This window comes from Sphingomonas jatrophae (assembly GCF_900113315.1).
GTDB lineage: Bacteria > Pseudomonadota > Alphaproteobacteria > Sphingomonadales > Sphingomonadaceae > Sphingomonas_P > Sphingomonas_P jatrophae.
Genome location: NZ_FOZG01000001.1, coordinates 661,506 through 679,407 on the forward strand (window position 1 = coordinate 661,506; position 17,902 = coordinate 679,407).

Genomic DNA, 17,902 nt, shown 5'->3' on the forward strand with positions numbered 1-17,902 from the left:
TCAAAGTGCATGCCCCGCGATCAGCGCGGCGACCAGCGCCGCCACCGGCACCAGCCCATCCGCACGGTCCAGCACGCCGCCATGCCCAGGCAGGATGCGCCCGCTATCCTTCACGCCGGCACGGCGTTTCAGCCAGCTTTCAAAGAGGTCGCCCATCTGCGCCAGCACCGCCATTACGCCGCCAAGCCCGAGAAATGCCGCCGGCAGCCGTCCTGCCACTGCGAGCGCCGCACCCAGCACCAGCGCCGCGACAGCACCACCGAGCAGACCCGCCCATGTCTTGCTGGGGCTGAGCCGCGGTGCCAGCTTCGGCCCGCCGATGGCGCGACCGGCGAAATAGGCGCCCGTATCCGTCGCCGCCACCACCGCCAGCACCCACAGCGCCAGCCAAAAACCGCCGGGCAGTGTCCTCAGATAGAGTAGTCCGATCGCGGGAAGCCCGACATAGGCCAGCCCCGAACCCAGCCGCACGCTGCCCAGCGCCAGCGCAACCACGATCGCCGCGCTCGCCAGCAGCGCCACGGCATCGCGGTTGGGCCCGAACAGCGCGGGCGTCGCCGCGAACAGCGCCAGGACATAAAGCAGCACGGCAACACGGGTGCGGCCCATCGGCGCGTGCATCAGCCCCGCCCATTCCGCCAGCATCGCGGCGGATACGGCCACGACGAACAGCCAGAACGGCCAGCCGCCCAGCGCGAGCAGCACCAGCGCCACCACCACCATCACAACACCCGCCAGCGCGCGCCGGCCGAGATCGGTCCGCCGCGCCGCAGCCGCCGCGCCCGCAACGCGCCGGATCATGCCCGTGCCTTCATTCAGAGCCCGCCATAACGCCGCTCACGCCGCGCATAATCGGCCAGGGCCGCTTCCAGCGCGGTGCGATCGAAATCGGGCCACAGCGTATCGACGAAGATGAGCTCTGCATAAGCCGCCTGCCACAGCAGGAAGTTGGACAGGCGCTTCTCGCCCGACGTGCGGATCATCAGATCGAGCGGCGGCAGACCGGCGGTGGACAGCCGGGCCTCCATCGCCGAGGCATCGATCGCCGCCGGTTCGATGCGACCGGCGGCAGCATCCGTCGCCAGCGCCCGTGCAGCCTCCACCAGCTCGTCCTGCGCGCCATAGTTCAGCGCCACCGCGAGGATCATGCCCTCGTTGCTGGCCGTGCGCGCCACCGCACCCTCGATCATCTCGCGCAGCTCGGGGTCGAACCGGCCGAGATCGCCGAGGATGCGCAATTGCACGCCGCCTTGCGCCAGCTCCTCCAGCTCCGCCAGCAGATACCGGCGGAGCAGTCCCATCAGGTCGGCAATCTCGCTCTGCGGGCGCCGCCAATTCTCTGAGGAAAAGGCATATAGCGTCAGTGCCTCGACGCCGATCTCGCCGGCCGCGCGCACAACCTTGCGTACGGCATCCACGCCCGCCCGGTGCCCGGCGACACGCGGCAACAGCCGCTTCTTCGCCCAGCGGCCATTGCCGTCCATGATGATCGCCACATGGCGCGGCAGGCCACCGCGGGCAGCGCTCGCGATCGCCCCGGCTGCCGCGCTGGCCCGCGCGGCGCTCACTTGCCCAGGATTTCCTTTTCCTTGGCGCTCGACGCCTGGTCGATCTCGGCGATGGTCGAGTCGGTGAGCTTCTGCACCTCCGCCTCGCGGCGCTTGCGCTCGTCCTCGCTGATCTCGCCCTTCTTCTCGTCGGCCTTCAGCTGGTCGTTGCCGTCGCGACGGACGTTGCGCACCGCGATGCGGGCCGCCTCGGCATATTTGGAGGCGAGCTTGGCCAACTCCTTGCGACGCTCCTCCGTCAGATCCGGGATCGGCAGGCGCAGCGTGGTGCCGTCCACGATCGGGTTCAGGCCGAGGCCTGCCGAGCGGATCGCCTTGTCGGTCGGGCCGACATTCGCCTTGTCCCACACCTGCACCGAGATCAGCCGCGGTTCCGGCACGGACACCGTCGCCACCTGGTTGATCGGCATGTGCGCGCCATAGACTTCGACCGTCACCGGATCGAGGAGCGACACGGTAGCACGGCCGGTGCGCAGGCCCGACAGGTCGCCCTTCAGCGACTCGACCGCGCCCGCCATGCGCCGCTCCAGGTCGGCCTTATTGAACTGGGGCATGGCTCATTTCCTCCGTCTGCGCGTGGTTGCTGACGATCGTGGCAACGCCCTCACCGGCGAGAACGCGGGCGAGATTGCCCTGCTCGCGGATGTTGAACACCACGATCGGAATGTCGTTATCGCGGCACAGCGCGATCGCCGACGCGTCCATCACGCGCAGGTCGTCGCTGAGCACGCGGCTGAAACTGATCTCGTCAAAGCGCTTGGCCGTCGGCACCTTCTTCGGGTCCGCATCATAGACGCCGTCCACGGACGTGCCCTTCAGCAGCGCATCGCACTTCATTTCGGCAGCACGCAGCGCGGCACCGCTGTCGGTCGTGAAATAGGGTGAGCCGACACCCGCGGCGAAGATCACCACCCGGCCCCTTTCCATGTGCCGCTGTGCACGGCGGCGAATGAACGGCTCGCATACCGTGTCCATCGGAATAGCGGACTGGACCCGCGTGTCGACGCCAATCGACTCAAGCGCATTCTGCACGGCGAGCGCGTTCATCACCGTCGCCAGCATGCCCATGTAATCGGCCGTCGCCCGGTCGGTGAAGCCCTTTGCCGCAGCGGACAGGCCGCGGAAGATGTTGCCGCCGCCGACGACGATGCACAGCTCGTGATCGCGGGCGACGCCCGCAATCTCCTGCGCGACACGCGCGACCGTCTCGGGATCAATGCCGAACTGGCCCGGGCCCATCAGCACCTCGCCCGACAGCTTCAGGAGGATGCGATTGAGGCGGAGGCGGGGCATGGCGGGGGCCTTAAAGCGGGGCGGATGAATTGTGAAGCGGTGCGCGACGGCTTGGCTGTGCACCGGGCATAAGAAACCCCGTTCGACCTGAGCCTGGCCGGGTGCCACCCTCCCGACAGGAGAGCGGCCCGTGACAAGGCTGAGGCCGAACGGGGTATCAGAACGCGGTGGCGCTTACTGCGCCGATGCCGGCTCCTTGGCGCCGATGCCGGAAGCGGCAGCGACTTCCGCGGCGAAGTCGGACGTTTCCTTCTGGATGCCTTCACCCAGCTGGAAGCGCACATAATCGACCAGCGCGATCGAGCCACCCGCGTCCTTCGCCGCCTTGGCGACGACGTCGGAGATCTTGGTCTTGTTGTCCATGACGAACAGCTGGCTGACAAGCGCGCTTTCCTTGCGGAACTTCGCGACCGCGCCTTCCACCATCTTCTCGATAATGTTGGCCGGCTTGCCGCTCTCGGCAGCCTTCTCCGCAGCGATGGCGCGCTCACGCTCCACCATCGCCTCGTCCAGGCCTTCCTCATGCAGCGCGAGCGGGCTGGCGGCAGCGATGTGCATCGCCAGCTGCTTGCCGAGCGCCTCGATCGCGTCCTTGGGCGCATCGCCCTCGAGCGCGACGAGCACGCCGATCTTGCCCATGCCCGGCGAGACCGCATTGTGGACGTAGGAGACGACCGCGCCCTGCGACACCGCCACCGTCTTCGCGCGGCGAAGCTGCTGGTTCTCGCCAATCGTCGCGACGTTCGCGGTCAGCTTGTCCGCAACACTGCCCTCGCCGCCCGGATAGGCGGCCGACTTCAGCGTCTCGACATCGTCGCCGGTGGTCAGCGCAACCTGCGTGACGGTGCGGACGAAATCCTGGAACTGATCGTTCTTGGACACGAAGTCGGTCTCGGAATTGACCTCGACCGCGGCGCCCTTCAGCCCCTCGACCGCAACGCCGACGAGGCCCTCAGCCGCGGTGCGGCCGGACTTCTTGGCGGCAGTGGCCAGGCCCTTAGTGCGCAGCCAGTCAACTGCGGCCTCCATGTCGCCGCCGGTCTCGGTCAGCGCCTTCTTGCAATCCATCATGCCCGCGCCGGACCGCTCGCGCAGATCCTTCACGGCCGCAGCGGTGATCTCCGCCATAGCATGCTCCTTAAGATGTGGACGTCGCCCCAGCGCCAAGCTGGGGCCTCTGTCGGTGGCGGGCAACGCCGGCCGAAAGAGATGCCAGCCTTCGCTGGCACGACGGTTACAGTTTAGGCGTTCAGCGCCGCTTCCGGCAGCGGATCGGCAGAGGCGCCGAGATCCTCGCCGCGGGCCATGCGTCCACCCTGGTTGCCGCGCGTCGCCGCATCGGCCACCGCATCGCAATACAGGCGGATGGCACGCGCCGCGTCGTCGTTCGCCGGGATCGGGAAGGCGATGCCGTCGGGCGAGACGTTCGAATCAAGGATCGCCACGACCGGGATCCCCAGCGTGTTGGCTTCCTTGATCGCCAGCTCTTCCTTGTTGGCATCGATCACGAACATGATGTCCGGAATGCCGCCCATGTCGCGGATGCCGCCGAGCGAAAGCTCGAACTTGTCCCGCTCGCGGGTGAGCTGCAGCACTTCCTTCTTGGTCAGGCCGTGCGTGTCGCCCGAAAGCTGCTCTTCCAACGCCTTGTAGCGCTTGATCGAGCCGGAGATCGTCTTCCAGTTGGTCAGCATGCCGCCGAGCCAGCGATGGTTGACGAAATGCTGGCCGGAGCGACGCGCCGCCTCGGCGATCGGCTCCTGCGCCTGGCGCTTGGTGCCGACGAACAGCACCTTGCCGCCGGCGGCGACGGTGCCATTGATGAAGTCCAGCGCGCGCGCCATCAGCGGAACGGTCTGGCTCAGATCGATGATGTGGATGCCGTTGCGCTCGCCGAAGATGTAGGGCTTCATCTTCGGGTTCCAGCGGTGCGTCTGGTGGCCGAAGTGCGCGCCTGCGTCCAAAAGCTCGTGCATCGAGACGGTCGGTGCCGCCATGGGATAGTCTCCTTCCGGTTGATCCTCGTCGCAGCAGGAACCGGCTTGGTCGCCGGCACCGGGCTATGTCGCCACGACTGTGGAATGCCCCGTTTCGGCGGGGCCGTCGCGCAACTAGTCGCAATCTCTGCACAAATCAAGGCTTGACGCCGGAACATTAAGAGAACAGATGGAACCTGCAACGTTCAGGCGCATTCAGGCCACGTTCCATCGCCATCACGTCAGATGCGCGTCGGAGATGGGGCCAGTCCGGAGGGAAACATGGTTGTGTTGGCGTCCACTTTCTTTTTCGCGGTTGCCGCGGGATCGCTCTGGCTGATGATCGCCATGTTCTCGGCGAACGGCGCCGCGATCGTCCGCGCACTCCGCATGCAGGCTCAGCCCGACGTGCGGCCGACCCCGCCGGCCGCTCGCGTCACGCGGGTTCGCCGCTCGATCCGGACGCGTTCGGCCGTGGCACCGGCGCAGTGGCGCGCTGCCGCCTGACCTTGGCATAGCCGCGCATCCCGAGCGGGATCAGCGCGGCATAGACGACCACCAGCGCCGTTAACGTGGTCCAGGGCGCGGTGATGAGGGCACCGAAGACCATCGCGATCGCGACAAGCAGTCCGAACCGGATGCCGCGCCGCAGCCGCAGCGCACCCCAGCTATAGGTCGCCACACTGGAGACCATCAGGAGGGCGACGATCGCCATCCACGGCGCCACCACCCAGGCCTCCCGAAACGTGCCGAGGCCTGTCCACAGCCAGAGGTAAACGGGCAGCAGCGCCATTCCCGCCGCCGCGGGCGCTGGCACGCCCGTCAGGAAGCCGGCCGACTTGTGCGGCTGCTCGCTCGCGTCGATCTGCGCGTTGAAGCGGGCGAGCCGCAGCGCGCAGCACACGCCATGCGCCAGCGCAAACAGCCAGCCCCATCGCGGCGCGTGCTGAAGCGACCACAGGAACATGATCAAGGCCGGCGCCACGCCGAATGCGATCACGTCCGACAGCGAATCGAGCTCGGCGCCGAACCGGCTCTCGCCCTTCAACAAGCGCGCGATCCGTCCATCGAGGCCGTCGAGAACGCCCGCCCCGATCACGCAGGCGATCGCCTTCTCCCAATCCTCGATACCGCCGCCGCCCGCGGCCGAGATGGCGAATCGCACCCCGGTCAGTCCGCAGCACAGGGCCAAAGCTGTCACCGCATTCGGTGCCAGCGCACGCAGGGGGATGCCGCGCCGTTCGCGCCGCGCTCGTGTCGTCTGTGTCATTGCGGAATGGAGCGCACAGGCTCCGCCTCACCGAGCCGGCCGATGATCGTCTCGCCCGCCAGCACGCGCTGGCCCAGCGTGACCTTGGGGGCGGTGCCCGCGGGCAGATACACGTCCACCCGGCTACCGAAGCGGATCAGCCCGATCCGCTGCCCGGCGGCAACCATGTCCCCTTCCTTGACGAACGGCACGATCCGCCGCGCCACCAGACCGGCAATTTGGGTGAAGCCCACCGCGATTCCGTTCGCGCCTTCCACCACCAGATGCTGCCGCTCATTCTCCTCGCTGGCCTTGTCGAGGTCGGCGTTGAGGAACCTGCCGGAGATATAGACCACCCGCCGCACCGTGCCGGTGATCGGCGATCGATTGATGTGTACGTCGAACACCGACATGAAGATCGACACGCGGGTATAACGCCCGTCGGGCAGCCCGCCTTCGCCCACCATTTCCCGCGGCGCCGGCACATCGGCGATCATCGTCACCAGGCCGTCAGCGGGCGAGATGATGAGATCGGCACCCTGCGGCACCGCGCGGACCGGATCGCGGAAGAAAGCCGCCACCCAGATCGTCAGTCCGACCATCAGGAACGCCAGCTCGTCCCAAATGGCGAACATGACGAGCGTCGCCGCCGCCGAGACCAGGACGAAGATGCGCCCTTTCGGGTGAACCGAGGGAAAGCGCCACTTGACGTTGGTCGTAACCACGTCGGGCTTGTCGAGTGATGCCATGGCCGGCCTTGTAGGTGCGGGGTCGCGGACTGACAATCGCAAGCGCGGCGCCGTGGTTCCGCCCATTGATCGTGGCCCTGCCCTCCCCTAAGCCCCGCCCACCTTATCCTCACACGGAAGCGGGAGCGCGGAGCGGAATGGCCAAGATCAAGGTGAACACCCCCGTCGTCGAGCTGGACGGCGACGAGATGACCCGTATCATCTGGCAATGGATCCGCGAGCGGCTGATCCTCCCCTACCTCGACGTCGATCTGAAATATTACGATCTGTCCGTCGAGAATCGCGATGCCACGAACGATCAGGTGACGATCGATTCCGCCAACGCGATCAAGCAATATGGCGTCGGCGTTAAGTGCGCGACGATCACCCCCGACGAGGCACGCGTCGAGGAATTCAAGCTCAAGAAGATGTGGAAGTCGCCGAACGGCACGATCCGCAACATTCTCGGCGGCGTCGTTTTCCGCGAGCCGATCGTCATCTCCAACGTCCCCCGTCTGATCCCCGGCTGGACGGACCCGATCGTCGTCGGCCGCCACGCCTTCGGCGACCAGTATCGCGCGACCGACTTCAAGGTGCCCGGCCCCGGCAAGCTCACCATCAAGTGGGTCGGCGAGGACGGCCAGGAGATCGAGCACGAGGTGTTCGACTTCCCGTCGGCCGGCGTTGCCATGGGCATGTACAACCTCGACGAATCGATCCGCGATTTCGCGCGCGCCAGCCTGAACTACGGTCTGACGCTCGGCTGGCCGGTCTACCTGTCGACCAAGAACACCATCCTCAAGGCCTATGACGGCCGCTTCAAGGACATCTTCGAGGAGGTCTATCAGGCCGAGTTCGCGGACAAGTTCAAGGCGGCGGGCATCGTCTACGAGCATCGCCTGATCGACGACATGGTCGCCTCCGCGCTCAAGTGGAGCGGCAAGTTCGTCTGGGCGTGCAAGAATTACGATGGCGACGTGCAGTCGGATCAGGTGGCACAGGGCTTCGGCTCGCTCGGCCTGATGACCTCCGTGCTGCTCTCGCCCGACGGCAAGACGGTGGAAGCGGAAGCCGCCCACGGCACGGTCACGCGCCACTACCGCATGCACCAGCAGGGCAAGTCGACCTCGACCAACCCGATCGCGTCCATCTTCGCGTGGACCGGCGGCCTCAAGTTCCGCGGTCGCTTCGACGGAACGCCCGAGGTGACGCAGTTTGCCGAAACGCTCGAGCGGGTCTGCATCGAGACGGTCGAGAACGGCCACATGACGAAGGACCTCGCCATCCTGATCGGCCCCGATCAGCCCTGGATGACGACCGAGCAGTTCTTCGAGCAGATCGTCGAGAACCTCGACAAGGCGATGGCGAACGCCTGAGCCGGCTGCCGTTCGTGCCGGGCGACACCCGGCACGAACGGCGCCTTCCATCGCGATCGGGAACCCTGCGCGGCGCGCTCCGTTCGCATGCGGAATGACCCGCACCACCGCTCGCCGCCGCCTCGAGGTTCGCCCCGCCACGCCCAAGGATGCCGCCGGCATCGCCGCGCTGGCCCGCCGGGTCTATCCCGAGTTCGATCCCTACACGCCCGCGATGATCCGGGCGCAGATCAACAATTACCCTGACGGACAATTCGTCGCGCTCTACGACGGCAAGCCTGTCGGCTACTGCGCGTCCAGCCGGGTCGACGAGGCGGTCGCCTTCGCCGCGCACGACTGGGAGGCGATCAGCGGCAACGGGCTCGGCACGCGCCACGATCCGACCGGCGACTGGCTCTACGGGTTCGAGATGGCGGTCGATCCGACGCAGCGCGGTCTGCGGATTGGTCAGCGGCTCTACGAGGCGCGTCGCGCGCTGGCCGAGCAGCTGGAGCTGAAGGGCATCGTCTTCGCCGGCCGCATGCCCGGCTTCGCCCGCGCAAAGCGGTCGGTGAAGACGCCAGGCGCCTATCTCGATGCGGTCCGCACCGGCAAGCTGCGCGATCCGGTGATCGGCTTCCAGATCAACAACGGGTTTGAGCCGTCGGGCTTGCTCGCCCGCTACCTGCCCGAGGACAAGGCGTCGGGCGGCAACGCCGTGCTGATGGTGTGGCGCAACCCCTATGTCGATCCGAACGAGGAGCCACGCTTCCGCGTCCCACGCGGGATCGAAAGCGTGCGCCTCGCCACCGTGCAGTTCCAGGCGCGAGCCGTCGCCAACTTCGAGGAGTTCGTCAAGAACGTCGAATATTTCGTTGATGTCGCGGCGGATTATCGTGCCGACTTCGTCGTCTTTCCCGAGCTGTTCAGCCTGTCGCTCCTCTCGTTCGAGGATCGCGCGCTCAGCCCCACGGAGGCGATCGACAAGCTGACCGAGCACCGCGCGCCCCTGGTGGAGGCGCTCAGCCACATGGCGCTCAGCTACAATATCAACATCATCGGCGGCTCGCACCCGACGCGCACCGACGATGGCGAGATCCAGAACGTCGCCTATGTCTGCCTGCGCGACGGGTCGGTTCACGCGCAGGAAAAGATCCATCCTACCCCGAACGAGCGCCATTGGTGGAACATCAAGGGCGGCGACACGATCGAGGCCATCCAGACCGACTGCGGCCCGATCGGTGTGTTGATCTGCTATGACAGCGAATTTCCGGAGCTCGCCCGCAGGCTGGCAGATGAGGGCGCCCGCATCCTGTTCGTGCCCTTCTGCACCGACAGCCGGCAGGGTTATCTGCGCGTGCGTTACTGCTGCCAGGCGCGCGCGGTGGAGAATCAGTGCTTCGTCGTGATGTCCGGCAATGTCGGCAACCTGCCCGGTGTCGATAATATGGACATCCAATATGCGCAGAGCGGCATCCTGACGCCGTGCGACTTCCCCTTCGCTCGTGACGGCATCGCGGCGGAGGCGAGCGAGAATGTCGAGACGCTGACGATCAGCGACGTGAACCTCGCGGATCTTACCTGGGCGCGCGCAGAAGGCACCGTGCGCAACCTCTCCGATCGCCGCTTCGATCTCTACAATATCGACTGGAACAGGGCTCCTGTCGGCGATCCCACCCGCCCGAGCGCTCCTCCGCCTGCGGGCGGCAAGGGGCCGGGCGGCGGCTGAGGCAGGCGCTCCTGTCCTTTGCGGATCGTCAACGCTTCGGCGATAAGGCGCTCATCATGGCCGATACCCCGATCGACAGGAAGTGGCTGATGGCGGGCGCGGCGCTCGCCGGCACGGCGATGCTGACGATCGTCGCGCTTGCCATGCGCGGCATGGTGCCCGCGACAAGTGCGCCAGCGCCCAAACCGGCGCCGCCCGTGGTCAAGTCCGCGCTTCCCGCGCCGCCGCCGCCGCCCGCAGCAACCGTACCCGCCGCCAAGCCGGCCGCTGCCGCATCTGTCGGTGCTCCCGCCGACCCGACCACCTTCGTGCTCCGCCGCGTGCTGCCGGTTGCCGGACCGTTCCGCCACGGCGACTGGCTGTGGGACGACAAGGGGGTGCCGGCCGGACCGATCGTCATCACCGTCGATCTCGAGGCGGAGACGCTCTCGATCTTTCGGGACGGGTATGAGATCGGCACGGCCGTGATCCTCTACGGTGCCGACTACAAGCCGACACCCCTCGGCACCTATCCGATCACGCAAAAGGATGCGGACCACCGCTCCAATCTCTACGGCGGCGCGCCCATGCCCTTCATGCTGCGCCTGACCAATGACGGCATCTCGATCCACGGCAGCGACGTGGCGCTGGGCGCGGCGACGCATGGCTGTATCGGCGTGCCGACGCCGTTTGCGCGCAAGCTGTTCGCTGCCGTGAAGCTCGGCGATCCCGTGATCGTGACCCGGGGCCGCCGCATCGAGGCGGCACCGTCTGCCTGACGCGCAGGCTCAGCGGCCAGCGCGTGCCTTGGCGATGGCGGCCTTCAACGCGTCATAGCCGACGGCGCCGCCGAGCAGCTGGTTTCCGACGATGAAGGTCGGCGTGCCCGTAATGCCGAGCGTCTGCCCGAGTGCGAGGTTGGTCTCCACCTCTGCCCGCGTATCCGGCCCCTGCACGTCGGCATTCACCTGCGCGGCATCCAGCCCGGCCTTCGCCCGCGCCTCACCCAAGGCACCGGCAGACAGGCGCGGCCCCGAATAAAGCGCACGGTGGAAGGCGAGGAACTTGCCCTGCTTGGCGGCAGACAGGCTCACCCGCGCTGCCTCGTCGCTCGCCTCGCCGAGCACCGGCAGCTCACGGAACACCACCTTGAGTCCACGATCCTCGGCGAGCAGCCGGTCGATATCCTTCACGCTCTGCCGGCAGAAGCCGCAAGCATAGTCGAAGAACTCGACCAGCGTGACATCCCCGTTCGGGTTACCGGCCCACGCACCTTCAAACGGTGTCTCGATTGCCCTGCGCTGGCTGACGATCGCACCCGCTTCCTCGCGTGCACGCAGCTTGGCGATTGCCTGCGGGATGATCTCCGGATGTTCCAGCAGGTAATCGTGGACGATGCCCTCGATTCGGGCACGCTCCGGATCAGCCGCCTGGCCCAGCCCCGCAATCAGCAACGCCCCCGCGAACAGCCCGCCAAGCCCAGCCATCGTCATCCTCTCCCTTTCGGGCAGCGCCCGCCACCATATGCCGACCGGCACCTTTTCGGCCGGCGGACGTGCGCCACCGGCCTGCGCCACCTCGGCGGGTGGCAGGCGCATCGGCGCGGGCTGCTCGGGCAAGTCGCCGAACAAGGGTGCAGGCGCAGCCGGTCGGCGTGGGCGCGGCGGCTCGGTCTGGCTCAGCTCGCCTTCGGGCAGGCCGTCGCGCGCCAGCATCGCCGCCATGACCGGATCAGGCTTCGGCGGCGCGGGCGTGGGCGGCGGTGTCAGGCGATCCCGCGCGCGCTCGATCAACGGAGCGACCCGCTCCGCAGCACCGCGCGCCAGCGCTGCGCCATCCCGCCGGGCGATCGTCGCCGCGCTCCCGACGCGGCGGTCGAGCTCCAGTCGCTCGATCCATGCACGCGTGCGCTGCCACGCTGCGGCAGCACGCGCGCGCGCAGCTCCGAGGCGCTCCTCCACCGCCGGCCCGTTCACTTCCTCTTACGCTCCTGCTCCACCGCGGTGCGGGCCGTCATCGCGATATCCTGCGCGCGAATCCAGTCCGGCGTGCCCTCGGGGATGCCGCGCAGCGCGGCCTCGGCACTGCTGAGCGCGAGTGGCGCCTGCCCCTCAAGGCTGTAGCGTTCGGCCGTGGCGAGCGCCGCCCGCGGCTGATCGCCCTCCCGATCATAGACGATGCCCAGCTGATACCAGGCGAACGGGTTCTGCACATCGCGCGCGACGGAAACCTTCAGCACCTGCTTGGCCTCGGCAAAGTTGGCCTGATCCTCCGTCGCGATCAGCGCGTGGCCGAGCAGCGCGCCGATCATCGGGTTGTTGCGCGATTGCGTTACCGCTTCGCGCAGCGGCGGGATGGCCTCGCGCGGTTTGCCTGACTCCAGCAGGATCTGCCCCTGCAGCTCCCGGTAGTAAGCGTCGTGCGGCGCCAGCTTGGTCAGCGCCGCGACTTCTGCGACCGCCTTGTCCGGATAAGCCGCACGATGCCATGCATAAGCACGGGCATAATGCGCCTCGACCGACTGATCGCTCTCCGGATAGCGGTTCAGCACGATCTTCGGCTCTTCCATATAGCCGTAGAGCTTGGCCTTCACCCGATCCAGCCGCGCCTGAAGCACCGGATCCTGCGGCTTGCTCCAGTAAGGGGAGCGCGAAAGGTCGCCTTCCAGCGTCGTCTGCCGGTCGGCAGAGAGAGGGTGAGTCTGCGCGAAAGGATCGATGTCCGCATAGGTCGGTGCCATGCGGAACTCCTCCTTCTTCAGCTTGCCGAAAAAGGAAATCATGCCCTTGCCGCTCAGCTGCGCCTTGTTGAGCGTGGTGACGGCAAACGCATCCGCGCTCGCCTCCTGCGTCCGGCTGAAGGCGAGATATTTGCCGAGCGCGGCCTGCTGCCCGGCCATCATCGCCGCCATGCCGGCGCTGCCTGCACCCGCCGCCAGCGCGGCCAGGCCGACGAGCAGCGACAGAACCGAGATCTTGGAGGGACCGGCCGTGCCCTGCGACAGCACCGCATGGCCGCCGACGACGTGGCCCAGCTCGTGCGCGATGACGCCCTGCACCTCGCCCGGCGTATCAGCCGCCAGCAGCAGGCCGGCATTGATGTAGACGACCTGCCCGCCGGCCACGAAGGCGTTGATCTGCCGATCGCCGATCAGGACGACGCGGACATTGCCCGGCTGAAGCCCCGCCGCGGCAACCAGCGGGCGCGCCATGTCGTCGAGCAGCGCTTCGGTTTCCGCGTCGCGCAGCATCGATTGCGCAGCGGCCGGGGCGGTGGCGGCGAACAGCATCGCCGTCGCCGCCACCGCCATCACCACTTTGCGCCAGCCGGCGCGCAGGCCCGGCGGAGTCATCCGTTCAACATCCACGACCCGTCAGGTCGCGCTGTACGGCTGAACCCGCGGTGAAGCCCGCGCGCCGACATGGCGGCGCTCAGGCGCCGAACGTCCGCTGCCACCAGCCGCGGCGGGGCGGTGCACCCGCCTCCTCCGCATCGCCGCTGGCCTGCGCGTCGGCGGCAGGCTGCGCATCAGGCGTCGCCACCTCCTCAGCCGGCGCAACCGCGACGGGCTCGGGTGCGGGCGCCTCCACAGCAGCTTCTGCCGGCGCAGTATCCGCCTTGCGACGACGCGTGCGCTTGGCCGGCGTCGCGGCGGGCTCTGCCTCTGCGGCAGCGGGCTCCGGCGTCGCTGCCGCGGGCGCTTCGGCGTCAGCCTTGCGCTTGCGCGTCCGCTTCGGCTTCTCCGGTGCTGCCGCTTCCGCCGGCTGCTCGACCGGAGCCGCGGCGAGAGCCGCATCCGCCGCCAACGGCTCATCCGCCGGCAGCGCCGCTACCTCGGCAACCGGCTCCGCTGCACGCGCGCGCGGACGACGACGAGCACGCGGCGCCGGTTCAGCCGGGGGAGCCTCTGCAGCGACCTCGACGGCCTCCGGCGCGGCCGCGACCGGCTCGGCCTCGGGCGCAGGCTCGGCTGCGACGACTGGCTCCGGCTCAACGGCCGGCGGGGCCGCTTCCTCGTTCAGCGCCTGCGCGTCGGCCTCGGCTGCCGGTTCGGAGTCACCCGCGGCAACCGCCCCGCCGTCACGCCGACGACCGCGACGGCCGCGGCGACCGCGCCGGCGACGGCCCTCGCCTTCATCGGTGCCCGGCTCATCGCCCGCTGCCGTCTCCGGCTGGACCTCGGCTTCACCTGCCTCGTCGGCCGCCTCGGCATCCACCTCGGCCTCGCCCGCCTGCTCGCTCTCGGCGATGTCGGCGCCCAGTTCGCCTTCCTCGCGGCGCCCGCCACGGCGACGACGACGACGGCGGCGACGGCCACCCCTATCCTCGCCCTCATCGCGACGGTCGGAGCGTTCGCGCGGCGCTTCGTCCTCGGCGACGAGCTCTTCCTCGTCCTCCTCGACCTCGTCCTCGACCTCTTCGACGTAATCGTCCTCGAAGTCGTCGACCGGCGGTGCGACCGGCAGGCGCGGTGCGGCGATCGGCGGCGGACCGCCGGCCTCAACCGTCATGCGCGCACCTTCCATCGAGCCGTCGGGCAGGATCTCGATGGAGACGCCATAGCGCTCCTCGATCTCCGCCAGCTCGCCGCGCTTGCGGTTGAGCACATAGAAGGCCGCTTCCTGGCTGGCGCGCAGGCGCAGCTGGCTGCCGCGGCCGCGTGCGGCCTCCTCCTCCAGCATACGCAGCGCCGACAGGCCCGCCGACGATGCGGTGCGGACCAGGCCGGTGCCCTCGCAGTGCGGACAGGTGCGCGTGGATGCTTCGAGCACGCCGGTGCGCAGCCGCTGGCGGCTCATCTCGAACAGACCGAAGGACGAGATGCGGCCGACCTGGATGCGGGCGCGATCGTTCTTCAGCGCCTCCTTCATCGCGCGCTCGACCTTCCGGTTGTTCGAGTTCGACTCCATGTCGATGAAGTCGATCACGACCAGCCCGGCCATGTCGCGCAGCCGCAGCTGGCGCGCGATTTCGTGCGCGGCCTCGAGGTTCGTCGAAAGCGCGGTCTGCTCGATATTATGCTCGCGCGTGGACCGGCCCGAGTTGATGTCGATGGAGACGAGCGCCTCGGTCGGGTTGATGACGATATAGCCACCCGATTTCAGCTGCACGACGGGCTGATACATCGCCGCCAGCTGATCCTCGACCCCGCCCCGCTGGAACAGCGGCACGGTGTCGATGTAGCACTTCACCTTCTTCACCGCCGCCGGCATCAGCAGCTTCATATACTGGCGGGCCTGGCGATAGCCTTCCTCGCCCTCGACGATCACCTCGTCGATATCCTTGTTGTAGATGTCGCGGATGGCACGCTTGATCAGGTCGCTATCGCCATAGATCAGCGCCGGCGCGGCCGAGCCCATCGTCGTCTCGCGGATCTCGTCCCACAGGCGGGCGAGATAATCGAAGTCGCGCTTGATCTCGTTCTTGGTGCGCTGAAGGCCTGCGGTGCGGACAATGCAGCCCATGGTGGAGGGCAGCGCCAGCTCCGCCATGATCGACTTCAGCCGCTTGCGATCCGCGCCGTTCGAGATCTTCCGGCTGATGCCGCCACCATGCGACGTGTTCGGCATCAGCACGCAGTAACGGCCGGCGAGGCTGAGATAGGTGGTCAGCGCCGCGCCCTTGTTGCCGCGCTCTTCCTTGACAACCTGCACCAGCAGCACCTGCCGTCGGCGGATCACGTCCTGGATCTTGTAGCGGCGGCGCAGGTTCATCCGCTTCTGGCGGAGATTCTCGACGGCATGGTCGTCACCGCCGACCGACTGCTTCTTGCGGGGGCGAGGCGCCTCTTCCTCGCCTTCGTCGACTTCGTCCTCGTCGCCCTCATCGGCATGGACATCAACCGGACGCGGCGCGACGCCCTCGTCTTCGTCGTTGAAGTCACTGTCGTCGCCGGCATCATCGGCGTGGAAGCCGTCGGCATCACCCTCGGCGTCGTCCTCGTCGTCATGCTCGGAAGCGCGCAGCCGCTCCTCCTCGGCGGCATGCTCCGCTTCCTCGCGCAGCAGGGCTTCGCGGTCTTCCTTCGGGATCTGATAGTAATCGGGGTGGATTTCGGAGAACGCCAGGAAGCCGTGGCGATTGCCGCCATAGTCGACGAACGCCGCCTGCAGCGACGGCTCGACCCGCGTCACCTTGGCGAGATAGATGTTCCCCTTGAGCTGCTTGCGCTCGGCGGATTCGAAATCAAACTCCTCGATCCGGCTCCCCTTGACGACGGCCACGCGGGTTTCCTCCCGGTGGCGCGCGTCGATCAGCATGCGCATGGTCATTTATGTGTCTCCGGGCGCGGGCCGCGCGCATCATCGGCGGCCTGGCGCGAGTGATCGGGCCCGGCGCGGCGATCGCCGGCGTCGTCCCGTGGGTGATGTTAAGTGCGTCCGCCCGGGCCCCATGCGCGGCGCCGTGCGCCGCGGGGAAGCTCCCGCACGACAGCGCGCGAACCAAATCGCGGCTTGTCGAACGGAAGGAAACTAGGGCCATGCGAGCGTCAACCTGAGCGAGGCCGGATCCGGGATCGGTCGGCCGTTCGGCGCTTGCGCTGCCGATGATCGCTGAGGATCAAGAGATGCGCCGCTTGCCGGACTTGATGCAGGTAGCATCGCCCGTCTCCCCCCGCAAGCGGCGGCCCCGCCTCCGTAACAAAGCTAACCGCGCATTTACCGTGCGGCTTTACCGCAACTTGGCAGCCGCTGATCCACACGGCTGTCCATGGGGTTTGATTTCCAGAGCGGTGGGTGAATGACAATTTTCCGCTGGACCGGCCGGCACACCCGGCGGCAGGAACGCACGATGGGTTGCGCGCTTGCATGCCTCACTGCGATGCTGGGTTTGTCACCGCTCGATGCGGCCACGATCCGCAGCGTCGATCTGGGCGACAATGCCATAACGCTCCGCTTCGACGACGCGGTCGAGGGTGCCTCCGCCTTCCTGCTCGATGGGCCGCAGCGGCTGGCAGTGGACGTGCGCGGCGCGACGCCGATGGCGGGCGCGGCCTCCGGGGGCATGGTGGCACAGACCCGCATGGCGTCGCGCAACGGGGCGGCGCGCGTGGTGTTCGATCTGGCCACGCCCGCGCTTGTCACCGGTGGCGCCTTCGCAGCGGACGGCCGCTCGCTCACCCTGCTTCTTTCGCCGACGGACGCGCGCGCCTTTGCCCGCGCGGCCAATGGACGGCCGCAATCCTATGTCGTGCCCGCAGGCTTCCGCACCCGTCCGCCCGCGGGCGGTGACCGGGCGAGCGTCACCGTGCCGCTCGATCCGCCGCAGCCCTTTGTCGCCCCGCCGACGCCCCGCATCGTCGGTGCGCGCGCGGATCGGCCGCTCGTCGTGATCGATGCCGGCCATGGCGGCCACGATCCGGGTTCCACCTCGGTGCTCGGCGGCCGCAAGGAAAAGGACGCCGCGCTCGCCATTGCCAAGGCCGTGCGGGACGAGCTGGTCGCCTCGGGCCGCGTCCGCGTTGCGATGACGCGGGAGGATGACCGCTTCATCGTGCTGGGCGAGCGGCGCGAGATCGCCCGCCGGCTGAAGGCGGACCTGTTCATCTCGATCCACGCGGATAGCGCACCCAATTCCGCCGAGGCGCGGGGTGCCACCATCTACACATTGTCAGAAGTCGCGTCCGACCGCGTCGCTGCCCGGCTGGCGGCGCGCGAGAACCGGGCGGACGTGCTGAACGGCGTCAATCTGGGCGCCGAGACGAGCGACGTGTCCTCGATCCTCGTCGACTTGACGCAGCGCGAGACGATGAACGTCTCCTCCGCCTTTGCCGATCTGCTCCAGCGCGAGATGTCGCCGCTGGTGCAGTTCAAGTCGGGCTATCACCGGTTTGCGGGCCTGATCGTGCTGAAGGCGCCGGACGTGCCCTCCGTGCTGCTCGAGACGGGCTACATGTCCAACATCGACGACTCGAAGAAGCTGTTCTCGCGCGAGGGGCAGAAAGACATCGCGGTGGGCGTGCGCCGTGCCGTGATCGCGCACTTTGCCCGGCGAATGGCGTCGCGCTGATCCTGCGCAAGCGAC

At 67.9% G+C, this 17,902-nt stretch carries 15 protein-coding genes; 4 read left to right on the forward strand and 11 right to left on the reverse strand.

What is annotated here, in order from left to right:
• From BM360_RS03085 to BM360_RS03125, 8 genes are all read right to left on the reverse strand, one after another.
• A complete protein-coding gene (locus BM360_RS03085) occupies positions 1 to 801 on the reverse strand; it encodes a phosphatidate cytidylyltransferase (RefSeq protein ID WP_093310579.1) in 801 nt (266 codons plus the stop codon).
• A 14-nt stretch (positions 802 to 815) separates the two neighbouring features.
• Positions 816 to 1,568: an isoprenyl transferase gene (locus BM360_RS03090; protein WP_242653292.1), complete on the reverse strand. Its 753-nt coding sequence runs from the start codon at positions 1,566 to 1,568 to the stop codon at positions 816 to 818.
• On the reverse strand, positions 1,565 to 2,122 hold the full coding sequence (frr, locus tag BM360_RS03095; protein ID WP_093310583.1) for a ribosome recycling factor: 558 nt from the start codon (positions 2,120 to 2,122) through the stop codon (positions 1,565 to 1,567). The genes BM360_RS03090 and frr overlap by 4 nt, the downstream gene beginning before the upstream one ends.
• Positions 2,106 to 2,861, reverse strand: coding sequence for a UMP kinase (pyrH, locus tag BM360_RS03100; RefSeq protein ID WP_093310588.1), 756 nt, complete (start codon positions 2,859 to 2,861; stop codon positions 2,106 to 2,108). Before pyrH ends, frr begins: the two co-directional genes overlap by 17 nt.
• Before the next feature lie 174 nt (positions 2,862 to 3,035).
• On the reverse strand, positions 3,036 to 3,989 hold the full coding sequence (gene tsf, locus BM360_RS03105; protein WP_093310595.1) for a translation elongation factor Ts: 954 nt from the start codon (positions 3,987 to 3,989) through the stop codon (positions 3,036 to 3,038).
• A 113-nt stretch (positions 3,990 to 4,102) separates the two neighbouring features.
• A complete protein-coding gene (gene rpsB / locus BM360_RS03110) occupies positions 4,103 to 4,858 on the reverse strand; it encodes a 30S ribosomal protein S2 (protein ID WP_093310598.1) in 756 nt (251 codons plus the stop codon).
• 415 nt (positions 4,859 to 5,273) lie between these two features.
• Entirely contained in the window at positions 5,274 to 6,107 is an 834-nt protein-coding gene (locus BM360_RS03120) for a CDP-alcohol phosphatidyltransferase family protein (protein ID WP_093310611.1), read from the reverse strand.
• Positions 6,104 to 6,835, reverse strand: coding sequence for a phosphatidylserine decarboxylase (locus BM360_RS03125; RefSeq protein ID WP_093310616.1), 732 nt, complete (start codon positions 6,833 to 6,835; stop codon positions 6,104 to 6,106). Before BM360_RS03125 ends, BM360_RS03120 begins: the two co-directional genes overlap by 4 nt.
• 137 nt (positions 6,836 to 6,972) lie before the next feature.
• Between BM360_RS03125 and BM360_RS03130 the strand changes: the two genes are divergently transcribed.
• From BM360_RS03130 to BM360_RS03140, 3 genes are all read left to right on the forward strand, one after another.
• On the forward strand, positions 6,973 to 8,190 hold the full coding sequence (locus tag BM360_RS03130) for an NADP-dependent isocitrate dehydrogenase (protein ID WP_093310619.1): 1,218 nt from the start codon (positions 6,973 to 6,975) through the stop codon (positions 8,188 to 8,190).
• Positions 8,191 to 8,284: 94 nt separating this feature from the next.
• Complete coding sequence (locus BM360_RS03135; protein ID WP_093310622.1) at positions 8,285 to 9,898, forward strand: bifunctional GNAT family N-acetyltransferase/carbon-nitrogen hydrolase family protein; 1,614 nt, start codon at positions 8,285 to 8,287, stop codon at positions 9,896 to 9,898.
• A gap of 56 nt (positions 9,899 to 9,954) precedes the next feature.
• Positions 9,955 to 10,656 (forward strand): L,D-transpeptidase family protein, encoded by a 702-nt coding sequence (locus BM360_RS03140; RefSeq protein WP_242653293.1) that lies wholly within the window; start codon positions 9,955 to 9,957, stop codon positions 10,654 to 10,656.
• A gap of 9 nt (positions 10,657 to 10,665) precedes the next feature.
• Here the strand turns inward: BM360_RS03140 and BM360_RS19840 are convergent, their stop codons facing one another.
• The 3 genes from BM360_RS19840 to BM360_RS03155 form a co-directional block, all read right to left on the reverse strand.
• A complete protein-coding gene (locus tag BM360_RS19840) occupies positions 10,666 to 11,853 on the reverse strand; it encodes a DsbA family protein (protein WP_242653294.1) in 1,188 nt (395 codons plus the stop codon).
• Positions 11,850 to 13,229, reverse strand: a complete 1,380-nt coding sequence (locus BM360_RS03150) for a M48 family metalloprotease (protein ID WP_093310625.1) — start codon at positions 13,227 to 13,229, stop codon at positions 11,850 to 11,852. Before BM360_RS03150 ends, BM360_RS19840 begins: the two co-directional genes overlap by 4 nt.
• A gap of 79 nt (positions 13,230 to 13,308) precedes the next feature.
• Positions 13,309 to 16,149 (reverse strand): Rne/Rng family ribonuclease, encoded by a 2,841-nt coding sequence (locus BM360_RS03155; RefSeq protein WP_242653295.1) that lies wholly within the window; start codon positions 16,147 to 16,149, stop codon positions 13,309 to 13,311.
• 469 nt (positions 16,150 to 16,618) lie between these two features.
• Here BM360_RS03155 and BM360_RS03165 point away from each other — a divergent pair, with 469 nt between their 5' ends.
• The gene (locus BM360_RS03165; RefSeq protein ID WP_423228879.1) at positions 16,619 to 17,887 is read left to right on the forward strand and encodes an N-acetylmuramoyl-L-alanine amidase family protein; all 1,269 of its coding nucleotides are present in this window, start codon (positions 16,619 to 16,621) and stop codon (positions 17,885 to 17,887) included.
• The last annotated feature ends 15 nt before the right edge of the window (positions 17,888 to 17,902 follow it).